12 protein-coding genes, 2 tRNA genes and 2 pseudogenes are annotated in these 15,077 nt (G+C 58.9%); 9 read left to right on the plus strand and 7 right to left on the minus strand.

Features of this window, described 5'->3' with window-relative positions; genetic code table 11:
* Positions 1–74: 74 nt before the first annotated feature.
* The 3 genes from KB890_RS23175 (at position 75) to KB890_RS23185 (ending at position 2,857) form a co-directional block, all read left to right on the plus strand.
* Positions 75–650 (plus strand): hypothetical protein, encoded by a 576-nt coding sequence (locus KB890_RS23175; protein WP_016532101.1) that lies wholly within the window; start codon positions 75–77, stop codon positions 648–650.
* A 192-nt stretch (positions 651–842) separates the two neighbouring features.
* Complete coding sequence (locus KB890_RS23180) at positions 843–1,679, plus strand: alpha/beta fold hydrolase (protein ID WP_004180471.1); 837 nt, start codon at positions 843–845, stop codon at positions 1,677–1,679.
* Positions 1,680–1,885: 206 nt separating this feature from the next.
* Positions 1,886–2,857: a sensor domain-containing diguanylate cyclase gene (locus KB890_RS23185; protein WP_002911798.1), complete on the plus strand. Its 972-nt coding sequence runs from the start codon at positions 1,886–1,888 to the stop codon at positions 2,855–2,857.
* Here the strand turns inward: KB890_RS23185 and KB890_RS23190 are convergent.
* On the minus strand, positions 2,854–3,957 hold the full coding sequence (locus KB890_RS23190) for an AarF/UbiB family protein (protein ID WP_022631349.1): 1,104 nt from the start codon (positions 3,955–3,957) through the stop codon (positions 2,854–2,856). The genes KB890_RS23185 and KB890_RS23190 overlap by 4 nt on opposite strands.
* Before the next feature lie 141 nt (positions 3,958–4,098).
* Between KB890_RS23190 and KB890_RS23195 the strand changes: the two are divergent.
* A pseudogene (locus tag KB890_RS23195) lies at positions 4,099–4,185 on the plus strand (type II toxin-antitoxin system PemK/MazF family toxin); the annotation flags it as partial.
* Positions 4,186–4,238: 53 nt separating this feature from the next.
* On the opposite strand, the gene KB890_RS23200 reads toward KB890_RS23195, so the two are convergent.
* Positions 4,239–4,314: transfer RNA gene (locus tag KB890_RS23200), tRNA-Asn, on the minus strand.
* Positions 4,315–4,319: 5 nt separating this feature from the next.
* On the opposite strand from KB890_RS23200, the gene KB890_RS27850 reads away from it, so the two are divergent.
* The 3 genes from KB890_RS27850 (at position 4,320) to KB890_RS23210 (ending at position 6,147) form a co-directional block, all read left to right on the plus strand.
* Entirely contained in the window at positions 4,320–4,472 is a 153-nt protein-coding gene (locus KB890_RS27850) for a DUF5951 family protein (protein WP_004217523.1), read from the plus strand.
* A 34-nt stretch (positions 4,473–4,506) separates the two neighbouring features.
* Positions 4,507–5,943 (plus strand): EmmdR/YeeO family multidrug/toxin efflux MATE transporter, encoded by a 1,437-nt coding sequence (locus KB890_RS23205; protein ID WP_004151469.1) that lies wholly within the window; start codon positions 4,507–4,509, stop codon positions 5,941–5,943.
* Between the two features lie 128 nt (positions 5,944–6,071).
* Positions 6,072–6,147 (plus strand) — tRNA-Asn (locus KB890_RS23210).
* 161 nt (positions 6,148–6,308) lie between these two features.
* On the opposite strand, the gene KB890_RS23215 is transcribed toward KB890_RS23210, so the two are convergent.
* Together KB890_RS23215 and pmrD are read right to left on the minus strand one after the other, a co-directional pair.
* Complete coding sequence (locus tag KB890_RS23215; RefSeq protein WP_004148975.1) at positions 6,309–7,763, minus strand: AMP nucleosidase; 1,455 nt, start codon at positions 7,761–7,763, stop codon at positions 6,309–6,311.
* Positions 7,764–7,892: 129 nt separating this feature from the next.
* Positions 7,893–8,138: a signal transduction protein PmrD gene (pmrD, locus tag KB890_RS23220; protein WP_004141189.1), complete on the minus strand. Its 246-nt coding sequence runs from the start codon at positions 8,136–8,138 to the stop codon at positions 7,893–7,895.
* A 272-nt stretch (positions 8,139–8,410) separates the two neighbouring features.
* On the opposite strand from pmrD, the gene KB890_RS23225 reads away from it, so the two are divergent.
* Positions 8,411–10,033: an alpha/beta hydrolase gene (locus tag KB890_RS23225; protein WP_022631350.1), complete on the plus strand. Its 1,623-nt coding sequence runs from the start codon at positions 8,411–8,413 to the stop codon at positions 10,031–10,033.
* Here the strand turns inward: KB890_RS23225 and KB890_RS23230 are convergent.
* The 3 genes and pseudogenes from KB890_RS23230 to KB890_RS23240 all read right to left on the minus strand — a co-directional run bounded on the left by KB890_RS23230 (position 9,944) and on the right by KB890_RS23240 (position 12,675).
* On the minus strand, positions 9,944–10,876 hold the full coding sequence (locus tag KB890_RS23230; RefSeq protein WP_004184763.1) for a nucleoside recognition domain-containing protein: 933 nt from the start codon (positions 10,874–10,876) through the stop codon (positions 9,944–9,946). The genes KB890_RS23225 and KB890_RS23230 overlap by 90 nt on opposite strands.
* Before the next feature lie 120 nt (positions 10,877–10,996).
* Positions 10,997–11,959 (minus strand): MDR family oxidoreductase, encoded by a 963-nt coding sequence (locus tag KB890_RS23235; RefSeq protein WP_228298338.1) that lies wholly within the window; start codon positions 11,957–11,959, stop codon positions 10,997–10,999.
* A pseudogene (locus KB890_RS23240) lies at positions 11,850–12,675 on the minus strand (TetR/AcrR family transcriptional regulator). The gene KB890_RS23235 and the pseudogene KB890_RS23240 overlap by 110 nt, the downstream one beginning before the upstream one ends.
* A 591-nt stretch (positions 12,676–13,266) precedes the next feature.
* Here KB890_RS23240 and KB890_RS23245 point away from each other — a divergent pair.
* Positions 13,267–14,901, plus strand: coding sequence for a Na+/H+ antiporter (locus KB890_RS23245; RefSeq protein ID WP_004148971.1), 1,635 nt, complete (start codon positions 13,267–13,269; stop codon positions 14,899–14,901).
* The last annotated feature ends 176 nt before the right edge of the window (positions 14,902–15,077 follow it).

Below are 15,077 nucleotides of genomic sequence, written 5' to 3' on the forward strand. Positions count from 1 at the left end.
GGCGATAGGCTACGGGAATGTAAAGACAATGACATGAATTAAATTCATGTATCTTCATCTGTCAGGAGTCAACTATGCACGTTGTAAGCCGCTACACCGCCGCGGAAGCCGCGGCAACGATCGACCCCCGCGGCCGCGCTATCGCCCTTAGCGTGGTCATCGCCGCCGGGGCCTTGCTGTTAATCATGCCCCCGGTTATCGGGGTGACCGGCACGCTGAGTCTGCTGACGGCGCTGATTGCGGCCTTTAGCGTCGGGTGGGGATTCACACGCGGACAATCCTGGCTTTATCGCTCACCCCTGGCGGCGACGCGCTGGGCCTTTCTGCTGTCAGCGGCCGGCTGGCTGCTGGCGCTGGTGGCCTGGTATGGCGGGCAGGACTGGCCGGCACTGCTGCCGGGCGTGGCGTGCGGTGGGGCGGGAGCGGCTGTCGCCTGGCGCATTGCGGCGGGTAGGACGGCGCTGCCGGGGATGCGGGTCAGCGGCGCCACGGTGCTGAGCGTAGCTATCGCCATCGCGGCGACGCTGCTGACCTGGCATACTGCGGGGGGAGGACGCCATGGCGTCTGCTTTGCCTTCGCCGTGCTGCTTGACTGGGCGCTGCTCGGCGCGCTGATGGTGCGGATCCGCCAGCAGGAGAGTGCGGCCTGATACCAGACGCGGTCTGGTCCAGGATCGGCGAATCAAGCGAGACAGGGTAAGTTGTCCCGCCCGGCGTTAAATATCTTCTACACTGTTACAGGCATCACATTCCTGTGCGGTCGGCACTCCTGCCGGCCGCCGTCGGCGTTCAGCCCAGGCACGGGCCTGCGGGCTGGTTATCCTGAAAGAGGAGTCTGTAATATGGCATTTGTCACCACCCAAGACGGCGTCAACATTTACTTTAAAGACTGGGGACCAAAGGAAGCTCAGCCGATTGTCTTTCATCACGGCTGGCCGTTAAGCGCTGACGACTGGGATAACCAGATGTTATTTTTCCTTGCCGAAGGGTTCCGGGTCATCGCTATCGATCGTCGGGGTCATGGCCGCTCCGATCAGGTTAGCGAGGGGCACGATATGGACCATTACGCGGCGGACGTCTCGGCGGTGGTGGAGCATCTGGATCTGCACAATGCGGTCCACGTCGGGCACTCCACCGGCGGCGGCCAGGTCGCCCGCTACGTCGCCCGCTACGGTCAGCCGCAGGGGCGGGTGGCGAAGGCGGTGTTAATTAGCGCCGTCCCGCCGCTAATGGTGAAAACCGAGCAGAATCCGGGCGGGACGCCGATCGAGGTGTTTGACGGTTTCCGCAAAGCGCTGGCGGCGAACCGCGCCCAGTTCTATCTCGACGTCGCCTCTGGCCCGTTCTATGGCTTCAATCGTGATGGAGCAGAGATATCCCAGGGGACGATCCAGAACTGGTGGCGACAGGGGATGATCGGCAGCGCCAAAGCCCATTATGAAGGCATTAAGGCGTTTTCAGAGACCGACCAGACGGAAGACCTTAAGTCGATCACTTTGCCGGTGCTGGTGATGCAGGGAGATGACGACCAGGTGGTGCCCTATAAAAATGCGGCCATCCTGCAGGACAAGCTGCTGCCGAACAGCCAGCTGAAAATTTATCCTGGCTTCCCGCACGGGATGCATACCTCCCACGCCGATACTATCAACGCCGATCTGCTGGCGTTTATCCGCGCCTGATCTGCCCTATTTGCCGGGCAGAGTGCCGTTAATGGCATTCCGCCAGCGCCCTGGGCGCCAGTCGCCTGGGGCGCGCCGGTTGACGTGCAGAGGAAATCTGCTTAACTCATGGGGTACCTGACGACTATTTTCCCCTCGCAGGATAAAACGCCGGGTTTCTCTGCGGAAACCCGGCGGAATTCTGCGCAAGAGACAAGTGAGAGACAATGAAATTAGCCGGACTTCATCCCGACGAGCAGCGTCGCCTGCAATCGCTACGCTCTTCCGGGCTGTTGAATAGCGGAAAAGAAGAACGCTTCGATCGCCTGACCAGGCTTGCCCGTTCGCTGTATAACCTGCCGGTGGCGTCCATCAGTCTGGTGGGGGAAGATCTCCTGCATATCAAGTCCTGTGCCGGTCTCGATGTGGACACGGTGCCGAGAGATATTTCATTTTGCGCCCATACCATTCTGCAAACCGACCCGCTTATCGTCAACGACATGCAGCAGGACGAGCGCTTTCACGATAACCCGCTGGTCATTGAGGCGCCGTTTATCCGCTTTTACGCCGGGTATCCGGTGCAACTGCCGGATGGCGCGACCGTCGGGTCGTTCTGCCTGATGGATCACCAGCCGCGATCGTTTTCCGCCCATGAAATGCAGATCTTAAGCGATCTGGCGGCGATCGTGGAGGATGAGTTCAAGGTGCTGGATGCGGCAACCTCGGATGAGCTGACGGGACTGTTTAATCGCCGGGGGTTCCTCACCCTGGCAGAGTATGCCCTGCTGACGGCCCAGCGCCGCCATGAGCCGGTGAGCCTGGCGTTTGTCGACCTCGATCGCTTCAAGCACATCAATGATACCTGGGGGCATGAAGAGGGCGATCGCGCGCTGATCGCCATCGCCGACTTGATGAAAGCGGCCTTCCGCGAGTCCGATATCCTCGCGAGGCAGGGGGGGGACGAATTTATCATTCTGTTCGCCAATACCAGCCGCCACGATGCCGCGACGGCGATGGAGACGCTCAGCCACAACGTGGCGCGTTTCAACCAGCAGGCGGCCAATCCCTGGCAGCTGGCGTTCTCCTGGGGCTGCGTCGAATATGATCCCGCCAGCCATCCCAGTCTCAACGCGCTGGTGGCCACCGCTGACCGCCTGATGTACCAGGCGAAGCAGAAGCAGGGACGCGAGCGCCGTTAATCCTTCGCGGCGGTGGCCTTCAACAGGTACTGCTGCGCCTGCTGCCGCTTCTGCGCATAGCTGCTGAGCAGCGCCTGCTGCGATTTCCCTTCGTTATCGTAAAACAGGCCGCCTTCGTCGGCGATAAAGCGATAATGCTGTTCCAGCTGGTTTATCACCCAGTCAATGCGTTGCAGGGTGAGTAAGGTACAGGACTGACCATGCAGGTCGTCTTCAATATCCAGCACATGTGAGCGAAAGGCCTCTACGGCAAACAGCCGGCTCAGCGCGGCAGGGTCAGCCAGCGCCGACTCCCAGCGCGCCGTCAACTGCTGAAAGTGAGCCTGCACCAGCGGGTCAGCGCGCCGGGCGCGAAGCCAGACCAGCTTCCGGCGGTAGCTTTCGACCGCCAGCCGCTTCATCTCGCGATATTGCGCCAGCTGCTGTTCGGCGTCAGGGATCCTGGTCATCAGCCAGCTAAAAAAGAAGCGAGTCTCAAAACGTTCGACAAAGTGGAACAGCGGGTCGGCCAGACCATTGCTGTTGAATTCTCTCAGCGGGTCGAAGGGATACATATAGCCAAAATCGAACAGCCACAGCTGCTCCTGCCGGTCCACCAGCAGATTCCCGCTACAGAGATCCCACTCCATCAGCCCCTGTTCTTCGCAGGCTTCCAGAGTAGTAAATAGCTGGGCGATCAGCGGCGGGGTTAACTGGTGTATCGGCTCGCCATCGATCCAGGGGGAGAGCAGGATGCCGAGGCGATAATCGGCATACAGCGTTGGGACGATGTGGGTGAAGCGCGGCGCGGTGACCGGGTCATCCTTCAGCTGTTGCAATGCCTGCCGACGCTGTACCTCATTTAAAAACGACAGCTGGCCGTTGAGGTTGGCAACGCCGGCGACGGCGCGACGTTTCTTTAAATTGTACTCCTTGCCGGCGATGCGCAGACGATAAACCTCGCCGGTCAGGCCTGAGCCGTATACCTGCACCACATAGGGGGAATCGGGGCCCAGTGCGGCGAGGGTCTCCGGCGGCAGCGGGCAGTGGCTGACGTTGCCGACGATAAGAGGTTCTCCGCTGCGATCGAACGCCTGCTGTTGCTGTTGTCTGAGGTTCATGGTGCCTCCGGGTATAACGTTAGACAGAGTGGATAATCCACGCTATCTCACCCGCAAACGGTAGTGAATTCATCCTACTGGCAGGCGCTTTTTCAGGCTGAGCTGGGGTGCGTTCACGGAGGACACGCGGGGCGTAGGGAGGCGGCCCGGAACGGCAAGCGTCTGGAACGCATACCTGACGTCGTTGTCAACGAGGTGCTTGCCAGGCTGGATGCGATGCTGAGTTAACGTCAGCGACGCAAAAAAGCAAAAAGCCTGCTCGAAAGCAGGCTTCTTAAATTTGGCTCCTCTGACTGGACTCGAACCAGTGACATACGGATTAACAGTCCGCCGTTCTACCGACTGAACTACAGAGGAATCGTGTGGAGTCGTATCTTAGCGGCGAAAAAACTTTTGTCAAACATCAATTCGCCTGTTCAGGTGCAACTGCCGCTTACATCGACAATTTGTTGTCATTTCCGACAATTATTACGGAAAATACTTTGCAGGATATCCATTTCTCAATCATCATTTGAAATGTTGTTTCAACATTTCTCACTAAGGTCTCTCTTGAACGTCACCTCCGCCGTACGCCAGGCCGTCGAACGGACATCCTGGTTTAAAAAACGTCAGCGTTATCGTGTGCTGTACTGGCGCGAAATCAGCCCTCTCGCTGTGCCCATTCTGCTGGAAAATGCCTGTGTGCTGCTGATGGGGGTGTTGAGCACCTTCCTTGTCAGCTGGCTGGGAAAAGAGGCCATGGCCGGGGTGGGGCTGGCCGATAGCTTTAACATGGTCATCATGTCCTTCTTTGCCGCCATCGATCTGGGCACCACGGTGGTGGTGGCCTTTAGCCTCGGCAAGCGCGATCGGCGGCGGGCGAGGGCGGCCGCGCGCCAGTCGCTGGCTATTATGACGCTGTTTTCCATTTTGCTGGCGGGGGTGATCCATGCCTTTGGCCAGGAGATTATTGATTTTGTCGCCGGCGATGCCACCGCCCAGGTCAAGGACCTGGCGCTGACCTATCTGGAACTGACGGCGCTGAGCTACCCGGCAGCGGCGATTGCGCTGATCGGCAGCGGGGCGCTGCGCGGCGCCGGCACCACCAAAATCCCGCTGCTGATCAACGGCGGGATGAATATCCTCAATATCTTAATCAGCAGCGTGCTCATCTACGGCATCTTCTCCTGGCCGGGGCTGGGGTTTGTCGGCGCCGGGCTTGGGCTGACCATTGCCCGCTATATTGGCGCGATAGCCACGATCTGGGTGCTGATGGTGGGCCTCAATCCGGCGCTGCGGCTGTCGCTGAAGGGCTACTTCAAACCCTTTAACTTCGCCATTATCTGGGAGGTGATGGGGATCGGCATTCCGGCCAGTATCGAATCTGTCCTGTTCAATGGCGGCAAGCTGCTGACCCAGATGTTTGTCGCCGGGATGGGCACCAACGTTATCGCCGGCAACTTTATCGCCTTTTCGGTGGCCTCGCTAATTAACCTGCCGGGCAACGCCCTCGGCTCTGCCTCGACGATCATTACCGGCAAGCGGCTGGGAAAAGGGCAGATTGGTCAGGCTGAATTCCAGGCCTGGCACGTATTTTGGCTGTCGACGATCATTCTGACGCTGATCGCCTGGGGCAGCGCCCCCTTCGCCGGCTTTATCGCCTCGTTCTACACCCATGAAGAAGATGTAAAAGAAGTGGTTAAACAGCTGCTGTGGCTCAACGCCCTGTTTATGCCGATCTGGTCGCTGTCGTGGACTTTACCCTGCGCTTTTAAAGGCGCCCGTGACGTACGCTACACCATGTGGGTGTCGATGCTCGGCATGTGGGGCTGCCGGGTAGTGGCGGGCTATACCCTGGGCATCGTGCTGGGGATGGGGGTGATTGGCGTCTGGTTAGGGATGGTGCTCGACTGGGCGGTGCGCGGCGTGCTGTTTTATTTCCGCATGGTGAGCGGCCGCTGGCTGTGGAAATATCCGCGCGTGAAGGCTTCATCGGAGGAAAGCTGAGCCGTTTGCGAGGCTAAACGCCATTTTTTGCGCAAAGTGAAGAATAATTCGGCAAACGATTCATTTTATTGAAAACAGGCTTTGACAGCGCCGGGCGTCATCGATAATATGCGCCCCGTTCACACGATTCCTCTGTAGTTCAGTCGGTAGAACGGCGGACTGTTAATCCGTATGTCACTGGTTCGAGTCCAGTCAGAGGAGCCAAATTTAAGAAGCCTGCTTTCGAGCAGGCTTTTTGCTTTTCTGTTTACCGCCTTTCTTCCGTGGACAAACACCGCCGGGTCGTTTGTTTCGCTTATCCGGACGCTGACGCTCCCTGGCGGGTAACGTCAGCGTTTATCTCACGATTCCCACGTCATCGACGATTAACGGAACGGCGGCTCGTTGAAGGTGCGCAGCTTACGCGAGTGCATGTGATCTCCCTCGGCGCGCAGCAGGTCAATCGCCCGGATGCCTATCTGCAGATGCTCGGAGATAGCGCCCTCGTAAAAGCGGTTAGCCTGGCCGGGGAGCTTGATCTCACCGTGCAGCGGTTTGTCCGAGACGCAGAGCAGCGTGCCGTAGGGGACGCGGAAGCGATAGCCCTGGGCGGCGATGGTCGCGCTCTCCATATCGATAGCTACCGCCCGGCTGAGATTAAAGCGCAGCGCCGAAGCGGAATAGCGCAGCTCCCAGTTACGGTCGTCGGTGGTGACCACCGTCCCGGTACGCAGCCGCTGCTTAACCTCTTCGCCGGGCATCCCGCTCACCTGCTTGGTGGCGTCGTAGAGGGCGCGCTGCACTTCGGCAATGCTGGGGATCGGAATATCTGGCGGCAGCACCGCATCCAGTACATGATCGTCACGCAGATAGGCGTGGGCCAGCACATAGTCGCCGATGGCCTGGCTTTCGCGCAGGCCGCCGCAGTGGCCGATCATTAACCAGACGTCCGGCCGCAGTACCGCGAGATGATCGCAGATGGTTTTGGCGTTGGCCGGGCCGACGCCAATGTTAATCAGGGTGATCCCTTTGCCGTCGTGGGTGATCAGATGCCAGGCCGGCATCTGGTGCTTCTTCCACGCCAGATCGGAAATGGCCTGTTCCGGCGCTTCGGTCTCGGCGGTGATCCAGATCCCGCCGGCGCAGGAGAGAGCGATATAGGGGCTGTCGGGATCGAGGATCTGGCTGCAGCCCCAGCTGACGAACTCATCCACGTAGCGGGTATAGTTGGTGAACAGCACGTAGGGCTGGAAGTGTTCCGCCGGCGTGCCTGTGTAGTGACGCAGACGCGCCAGCGAAAAATCGACGCGGCGGGCGTCAAAGTGCGACAGCGGATAGAACTCGGTGGGATGGAACAGGCCATCCGCGGTCTCATCGCCAATTTGTGACAGCTCGGTGGTAGGGAAATAGCGCGTCAGACCGGCGCTCATCGAGCGGTCGAGTGTCAGGGTGGAACCATCTATCACGTAAGGATAGGGGATCTCATGCTGCGACAGCTCGACGCTGATATGCGCGCCATAGTCCTGGTACAGCAGGGTCAGCTGTTCCAGCAAATAGTTGCGGAACAGTTTCGGATTCGTAATGGTGGTGGTATAGCAACCGGCATGGGTGAAACGTCCCCAGGCGCGCGTTTTGAGGGCTTTATGATCGGCGCCGTCCCAGGAGACCGACAGCTGCGGATAGACAAAAAGACCTTCCGCGCGGGCTTCGGTATCGGGGAGCGTATTATGGTCGATATAGTCGCCGATGGCTTTGCGTAACGCCGTGACCGAGGCTTCATAGCGTGCTTCCAGCTCGGCAAGCGCTTGTTCCGGGGTCAGACTGGCGGCCTTGATATTCATGATTCGCTCCTTGTTTCAGGTCTGCTGACATTCCCGATAGTATGTCACAGCGGGAAAAGGGCGAAGGAGAATTTATCTGTCAAATGCGACGATACTCAGACCATAACCAGTAAAGGGAGCGGGCTCGTGTTATTTGCCGGCGTTTGTCCAACGCTCGCTGCTATAATGAGTGGCGTTGCGAATCTTCAAAGTTTGCGTCGGATTATTATTCAGACAATAGCGCGCATCGGCCAGCGGAGTGAGTTTATCCCCTTCCCGCAGGCGGAGGCGACAGGCTTCAATCTCTGCGATCATCTCCAGCGCACCGCTCTGAAGCACGACGCGGCAGAGGCTGGCCGAAGCGTTGTCCTGTACTTTTTTTACCCACCACTCCATCTGTTTTTTATCCTCTCATAGCGACATGTGCGTCGATAATTCATGTTTCTTAAAAATCTGACAATAAGATTATCCCCTTGGTTTATGCAGTGTTTAAAAATACGCAACCGATTGTTGATCTGTGCGCTAGGTTTTTTTATGCCGGGGGGCAATGATCTGCCGGGTTTAATTTGCAGGAAGCGATGACTATGCTGAAAAGCAGACCGTGAGAATAGCCTGTCAGGAAGAGGGCTGATAAGTCCGGCTACGCAATAAATATAAGAGAGAGCGTCATGAAGCATCTATTTCGACACTGGCGAACGTCGGACGCCGTTATCGGCTCACTGCTGAAAAAAGGGAGCATTGCGGTACTGGCGCTGCTGGTGGTCTTTCTCGCCGGGCGGATCTATGAGTCCCAGCGCGGCCCGGCCCTGCATCGCTGGCATACCTGGAGTGGCAACGAGATGTCGGCCGAAGAGATCGACCAGGCGACCTTTGCCCAGTATTTGGCGCGGGAGAAGACGATTTTCGCCGATCTCCAGCGTGAGGTGACAGAGGCTTTGCCGGAGGAAGATAAAACCCCTGTCAACCGCTTTTATCGTCACAGCCGGGTCTGGCCGGGGCAGTTTAAGCAGGACTGGAACCGTTCTTTTGTGCTGCTGCCGCTGGGCAAGCCGCGCGGCAGCGTGGTGCTCCTCCATGGCCTGACCGATTCGCCCTACAGCGTGCGCTATCTGGCGCAACTCTGGCAGCAGCGGGGTTATGTGGCGGTGGCGCCGCGTTTGCCGGGACACGGCACCGCGCCGGGGGCGTTAACGGCGGTTGACTGGGAGACCTGGCTGGCGGCGACGCGTCTGGCGGTACGCGAAGCGACCCGCCTTGCCGGGGCGGACGTGCCGCTGCATCTGGTCGGCTACTCTAACGGCGGCGCGCTGGCGCTCAAGTATGCCCTCGATAGCCTGGAAGACAATCACTTGCGCCAGCCGCAGCAGATCATTCTGCTGTCGCCGATGATCGGCGTGACCGCGTTTGCCCGTTTCGCCGGCCTCGCCGGGCTACCGTCCGTCTTCCCGGCGTTCGCCCGCGCGGCCTGGCTGAACGTGGCGCCTGAGTTTAATCCGTTCAAGTACAACTCCTTTCCGGTCAAGGCGGCGAGACAATCGTGGTTATTGAGCCAGGCGCTGCAGCAGCAGATTATCCGCGCGGCCCGGCAGGGCGAGCTGAAAGCGCTGCCGCCGATCCTCACCTTTCAGTCGGTGATGGATTCCACGGTCAGCACCCGCGCGGTGGTGGAGTCCCTGTATCGTTATCTGCCGGATAACGGCAGCGAGCTGGTGGTGTTCGATATTAACCAGGCGGCGGATCTCCGGGTCCTGTTTCGCCCTGCGCTCTATGCGGCGGTGAATACGCTGCTGCCCCCGGCGCCGCGGGCCTATACCACCACGGTGGTGACCAACGCGACGGCACACACGCTGCAGACCGTCGCCCGGACCACGCTGGCCCAGGATCGGGAAGAGCATCGTTATCCTTTACACCTGGCCTGGCCGGCGGATATGTACTCTTTGTCGCATGTGGCGGTGCCGTTTCCCCTGAGCGACTCGCTGTATGGTCGCGAGCCGGACGAGAAGAACCGCTACGGCATTAGCCTGGGCACCATTTCACTGCGCGGAGAGACCGGGACGCTGAGCGTGGGGCTGGAGACGTTAATGCGCGTCACCTCCAATCCATTCTTTCCATGGATGATGACGCGCGTCGATGAGCGCATCGTCTGCGGCGAACAGGCGGCGGTGGCGGCCTGCCTGAAAGCGCAGACCAGAGCAGAGGCATTAAAACAGGATCAGGTGCAGAACGGTACGCAGCAGGATACCGACGATCGCCGCGGGAGCCACGAAGCGGAACAGGCGGACAAACCGTGAGCTGATGCCAAGAAAAATGCCGATACCGGGAAGATCAAAGGTCTGGATCAGTAGACCTGCCGAGGCGTTGACCTGGTCCACGGTGACTTTGCCCTGCTGGATCAGCTCGGAAATGACGCCAAAGTAGGCGGTGCCCCCGGCAACGCACTTCACCAGCGCCGGCAGCACAAAGTTCTGGGGGATGTGCAGCCAGCTGAGAAGCGGCTTCAGCAGCTGCTGCAGCAGGTCGATAGCCCCGGCGCCCTGCAGCAGCCCGACGATGGTTAACGACAGGATCAGCATTGGCACCGCGCCGAGCGCCAGGCGGATGGCGTCGGAGCCGGCGCTGTTAATCACGGCCAGAATTCCCTGGCTGTTCTGCTCGGCGTTCGGCAGCGCTTCCGCGCGGGGGTTCTCGGCGACCGATAAGCGCCGTCCGGTGACGTGCCAGGCGACGGCGGCCGCGCACAGGCCGCCGACCACCGAGATAACGATCGAGGCCAGCCAGTGCAGACCAAAAGGGGTAAGAGGATAGAAGACGTTGCCTTGCCCCATGGCGAACACCATGGCCAGCGTGGCGGCCATTTGTCGGTCCGAGACGCCGCGTTTATCCATAATCGACAGCGTGGCGAGCGGGGCGGCAAAGCTGACAAAATTAATCTGGATCAGGGCGAAGGCGCTCATCCCGGTTAAGCCGAAGGGCTTCAGCAGCGGGGCCACCCAGCGAACAATCACATCGAGGATACCGCGGACCTCAAGGTATTTCATGATGATCAGCATGATCACCATGATCGGCAACAGCGTATACAGCGCGACGTCAACGGACGACTTGCCCGCCGCCATAATGATGCTTATGACATCCATTTACTTTTTTTACCACTCGCAGAGCTATTCGTTCGCGTCATCATAATCCCGTGGGGAAGGAAATGATATGCCTTGATCCCTCTCGGGATCCGGCGCCGCACGGGCGCCGGGAGAAGAGGATTACTGGCCGATATTGACCAGCGTCCGACCATGAATATTATTGCTGAGGAAATCTGCGGCATACGCTGGCGCCTGCTCCAGCGTGATTTCAGTGGCCGCCTGCTGGTAGTAGCTCTCCGGCAGAAGCTGGGCCAGACGCTGCCAGACAGCGTCGCGTTCAGCGGTCGGCACCATCACCGAATCCACCCCCTGCAGACGCACATTGCGCAGAATAAACGGCATCACGGTGGTCGGCAGATCGAAGCCCCCGGCCAGACCGCAGGCGGCGACGCAGCCGCGATATTGCGTTTGCGCCAGCACTTTGGCCAACACCGGGCCGCCAACGGTATCCACCGCGCCCGCCCACAGCTGTTTCTCCAGCGGACGGGTCTCCGCGAAGTCGCTGCGCGACAGGATCGTATCGGCGCCCAGCTGGCGAAGGTAATCGTGTGTCGATTCCCGGCCCGATACGGCCGTCACCCGGTAGCCAAGGGCTTTGAGCAACACCACGGCGGTGCTGCCGACCCCGCCGCTGGCGCCGGTGACCAGGATATCCCCGCTATCAGGGGTGACACCCGCACTAACGAGAGCATCAACGCATAGCATCGCGGTAAAGCCGGCGGTGCCGATGATCATTGCCTGGCGCGCGCTGAGCGTCTCCGGCAGAGCAACCAGCCAGTCGCCTTTAACGCAGGCTTCGGTGGCCAGGCCACCCCAGTGGTTTTCGCCCACGCCCCAGCCGGTGAGGATCACGGCCTGGCCGGGAACAAAGCGCGGATCGCGGCTTTCTTTCACCTGACCGGCAAAATCAATGCCCGGCACCATCGGAAACTGACGGATAATTTTGCCTTTGCCGGTGATCGCCAGGGCGTCTTTATAATTGAGACTCGACCAGTCGATGGCGACCCGGACGTCGCCTTCGGCAAGAGCGGGCAGGTCGATATCTTTGACGGTGGCGACGGTGCGGTTGTCGATCTGGTCCAGAACTAATGCTTTCATGACAGAGTATTCCTCGTCGGAAGGGGGTTATCGGCGCTAGCGCCGTCCTGTGCAGGTGTTTTTGTTGTCATACTGTGCGCAAAAAAATCCCAGTACTGGTTAAGCGGTGCGGCAGACTGGACCAGCCTGGCGCGCATCACCGCGCCTTCCCAGCCGATCCAGAACACCTGGGCCAGCGCCTGCGGTGAGGCGTCGCTGGCGATGGCCCCGGCTGCCTGCGCTTCGCGCAGGCAGCGCGCCACGCGCGACTCCCATGCCGACAGGATAGCCATCAACCGTTGGGGAAACGTCTCGGGTAACAACGGGGCTTCCTGCAGCAGGTTGCCCACCAGGCAGCCGCGGCGAAACTGGAATTTCTCCATTCCCTGACCGGCATGACGCACAAAGGCCGCCATCCGTTCCAGCGGCGGCACGGCGTCGTTCAGCAGGAATTTATCTAATTTATGCGCAAAGAAGTCGCCATAGGCGGCAAGCACGGCGAGGCCAAAGGCCTCTTTGCTTTTAAAGCAATGATAAAACGACCCCTTTGGCACGGCGATATTCTTGATCACCGCATCAATACCCGCCGCGAGATAGCCCGTTTCGGTCAGCACTTCAAGGCCTGAGCGAATCAGCGCCTGACGCGTATCGTCAAACTGGCGATCGACCTTGGGTGGACGGCCGCGGCGGGGCTTCAGGACGGTGGAGGTATTGGGATTCATGATTTAGACCGTGTGGTTTAATTGTTTGTCAGGGTACGCCCAATTCAGGGGGAGGGCAAGCATTGCGCGTAGCGTAAGGCTGGCTGTCCAATCATCCTGAAATGGGGGGGCGTTAAGAATTATTTATCGCAAATACGTGGTTCGCACTGCCGGCGGGGGCACGAAATATAACTCTGCCGGGTATATTAGACTGGTCATTAATATCCATATTCACAATGCATAATACGAATTAATAATATTGGAAATATATAAACAGCGGGGGGCTGGAGCGGTTGAGTGGTTTTGTCCATGTGAAGAGGCTAATTTGCGAAGTACCCGGTCGACAGTCCTGTGAGGACTTCTCCCCGGAATGCCGGCCGGCGATGATTTGCAGACGATAGCGGATTGACAAACGCGGCTTGATAAAAGACATTGTCACCCCTGATCCGGCACCGGTTGCCACCTCAGTTTAAATATTATCGCCGGCAGACAATGACGTCTGTCTTAAATTATCGGTGACTGGGTAAATAATCTGTTACCGAAACAACACCTGCGAAAAAGGATTAACAGTCTGATGTACAGAATGAATATTGCCGTCAGAGGAGGGGATGAATGTCGCTAATTGCTATCGTGCTGGTCTTTATCATGGCCATCGTGGTGACCGTGTTCCTGTCCCATCTTCTGCCCGTTAAAGTGCCGCTACCGCTGATCCAAATCGCCGCGGGCGCCGCGCTGGCCGCCAGTGGCTTTCAGGTCGATTTTGACCCGCATATTTTTTTACTGCTGTTTATCCCGCCGCTGCTGTTCCTCGATGGCTGGCGCATCCCCAAAGACGCTTTTTTCCGCGATATGAAGCCGATTTTATCGCTGGCGATAGGCCTGGTGATGGTGACTATTCTCGGTATTGGCCTGTTTATTCACTGGCTGATCCCGGCTATCACCGTGGCGGCAGGGTTCGCTCTCGCGGCTATTCTGTCGCCTACCGATCCGGTGGCGGTATCGGCAATGACCGCCAGCTCGCCGCTTCCCTCAAGGATGGCGCATATTCTCGAAGGGGAGTCGTTGTTAAACGATGCTTCAGGCCTCGTCGCCTTTAACTTCGCCATCGCCGCGGTGCTGACCGGCAGCTTCTCCCCGGGAGACGCGGTGGTGAAATTTTTCCTGATGGCCTTCGGGGGCATCCTCAGTGGCCTCGTGGTGGTGTGGGTCACCGGCAAATGTAATAACTTTCTGGTTCGGCGCACCCGCGAGGAGCCAGCCATCCAGATCCTGATCAGCCTGCTTATCCCTTTCGCCGCCTATCTGCTGGCCGAGGCGTTCCATGTCTCGGGCATTCTTGCCGCCGTCGCCGCCGGCATTGCGATGCATTATGAGCAGCTGTCGGGGCCCCGGCTTCCGGCGACGCGCATGAAAAGCAGCGCGGTATGGTCCATGCTGCAGACCACCCTCAACGGGATGATCTTTCTGATGCTGGGCGAGCAGCTGCCGCGCATGCTCAGGACGCTGCCGGCGGTAGCCAGCCAGGCCGGCGTCTCTTCGCCCTGGTATCTGCTGCTGTACGCCGTGGCCATCACCCTGGCGCTTGGTCTGATGCGCTTCGCCTGGGTATGGCTGTCGATGAAGCTGACAATTTTTCGCCGCAAACGTCGGGGCAAGGCCATCACCGTCCGTCCACGCTTCAGTATCCTCGCCGTCATGGCGCTGGCGGGAGTGAAGGGCTCTGTGACCCTCGCCGGTATTCTGACGCTGCCGGTGGTGCTGGCAGATGGTTCGCCGTTCCCGGGCCGTGAACTACTGATCTTTCTTTCGATGGCAGTGATCCTGATGTCGCTGGTGGTGGCGGCTATCGGTTTGCCGTTTATGACTCGTTATCTTGCCGATGATCTACCGCATGACACCGGTAAGGACGACATTGGCGCCGTGATGACCGAGGTGGCCATTAACCGTCTTAACGCGCTACTGGACGAGCCGGTGGAGGATCCCAGTGAGCAGGCCCTGCGGGCCGATGCCGGCAATATGCTGCTCGAAACCTATCAGCGGCGGCTTCACTATAACGACAATGACGAGGGGCAGGATGTCGGGCTGGAGCTGGCTAAGCGCGCCAGGCTGGAGAAATATATGCAACGAGAGGTCATTATCGCCCAGCGTCAGGAGCTGTTCCGGCTGCGCCGCGCCCATAACATCAGCGATATCACTTTTTATGAGGTGCTGCGGGAGATAGATCTGAAGGAAGAGAGTTTACGCTAAAGCCGCAATCGCCGGAGGGTGGCCATTCGCCTTCCGGCAGAAGTACCGGCGCTGAAAAGCAAAAAGCCTGCTCGAAAGCAGGCTTTTTAAATTTGGCTCCTCTGACTGGGATCGCTTTTACCAGTAACTGGCTAATAATTAAGCTAATCCTGAATTACCCTTTTGTCAAGACCACC

The sequence above is a fragment of the Klebsiella sp. P1954 genome (assembly GCF_018199955.1).
Lineage (GTDB): Bacteria > Pseudomonadota > Gammaproteobacteria > Enterobacterales > Enterobacteriaceae > Klebsiella > Klebsiella pneumoniae.

Bases quoted from the DNA above. Each gene is read 5' to 3' on its own strand.
- KB890_RS23175 (WP_016532101.1), top strand. From the start codon at position 75: ATGCACGTTGTAAGCCGCTACACCGCCGCGGAAGCCGCGGCAACGATC.
- KB890_RS23180 (WP_004180471.1), top strand. From the start codon at position 843: ATGGCATTTGTCACCACCCAAGACGGCGTCAACATTTACTTTAAAGAC.
- KB890_RS23185 (WP_002911798.1), top strand. From the start codon at position 1,886: ATGAAATTAGCCGGACTTCATCCCGACGAGCAGCGTCGCCTGCAATCG.
- KB890_RS23190 (WP_022631349.1), bottom strand. From the start codon at position 3,957: ATGAACCTCAGACAACAGCAACAGCAGGCGTTCGATCGCAGCGGAGAA.
- KB890_RS23215 (WP_004148975.1), bottom strand. From the start codon at position 7,763: ATGAATATCAAGGCCGCCAGTCTGACCCCGGAACAAGCGCTTGCCGAG.
- pmrD (WP_004141189.1), bottom strand. From the start codon at position 8,138: ATGGAGTGGTGGGTAAAAAAAGTACAGGACAACGCTTCGGCCAGCCTC.
- KB890_RS23225 (WP_022631350.1), top strand. From the start codon at position 8,411: ATGAAGCATCTATTTCGACACTGGCGAACGTCGGACGCCGTTATCGGC.
- KB890_RS23230 (WP_004184763.1), bottom strand. From the start codon at position 10,876: ATGGATGTCATAAGCATCATTATGGCGGCGGGCAAGTCGTCCGTTGAC.
- KB890_RS23245 (WP_004148971.1), top strand. From the start codon at position 13,267: ATGTCGCTAATTGCTATCGTGCTGGTCTTTATCATGGCCATCGTGGTG.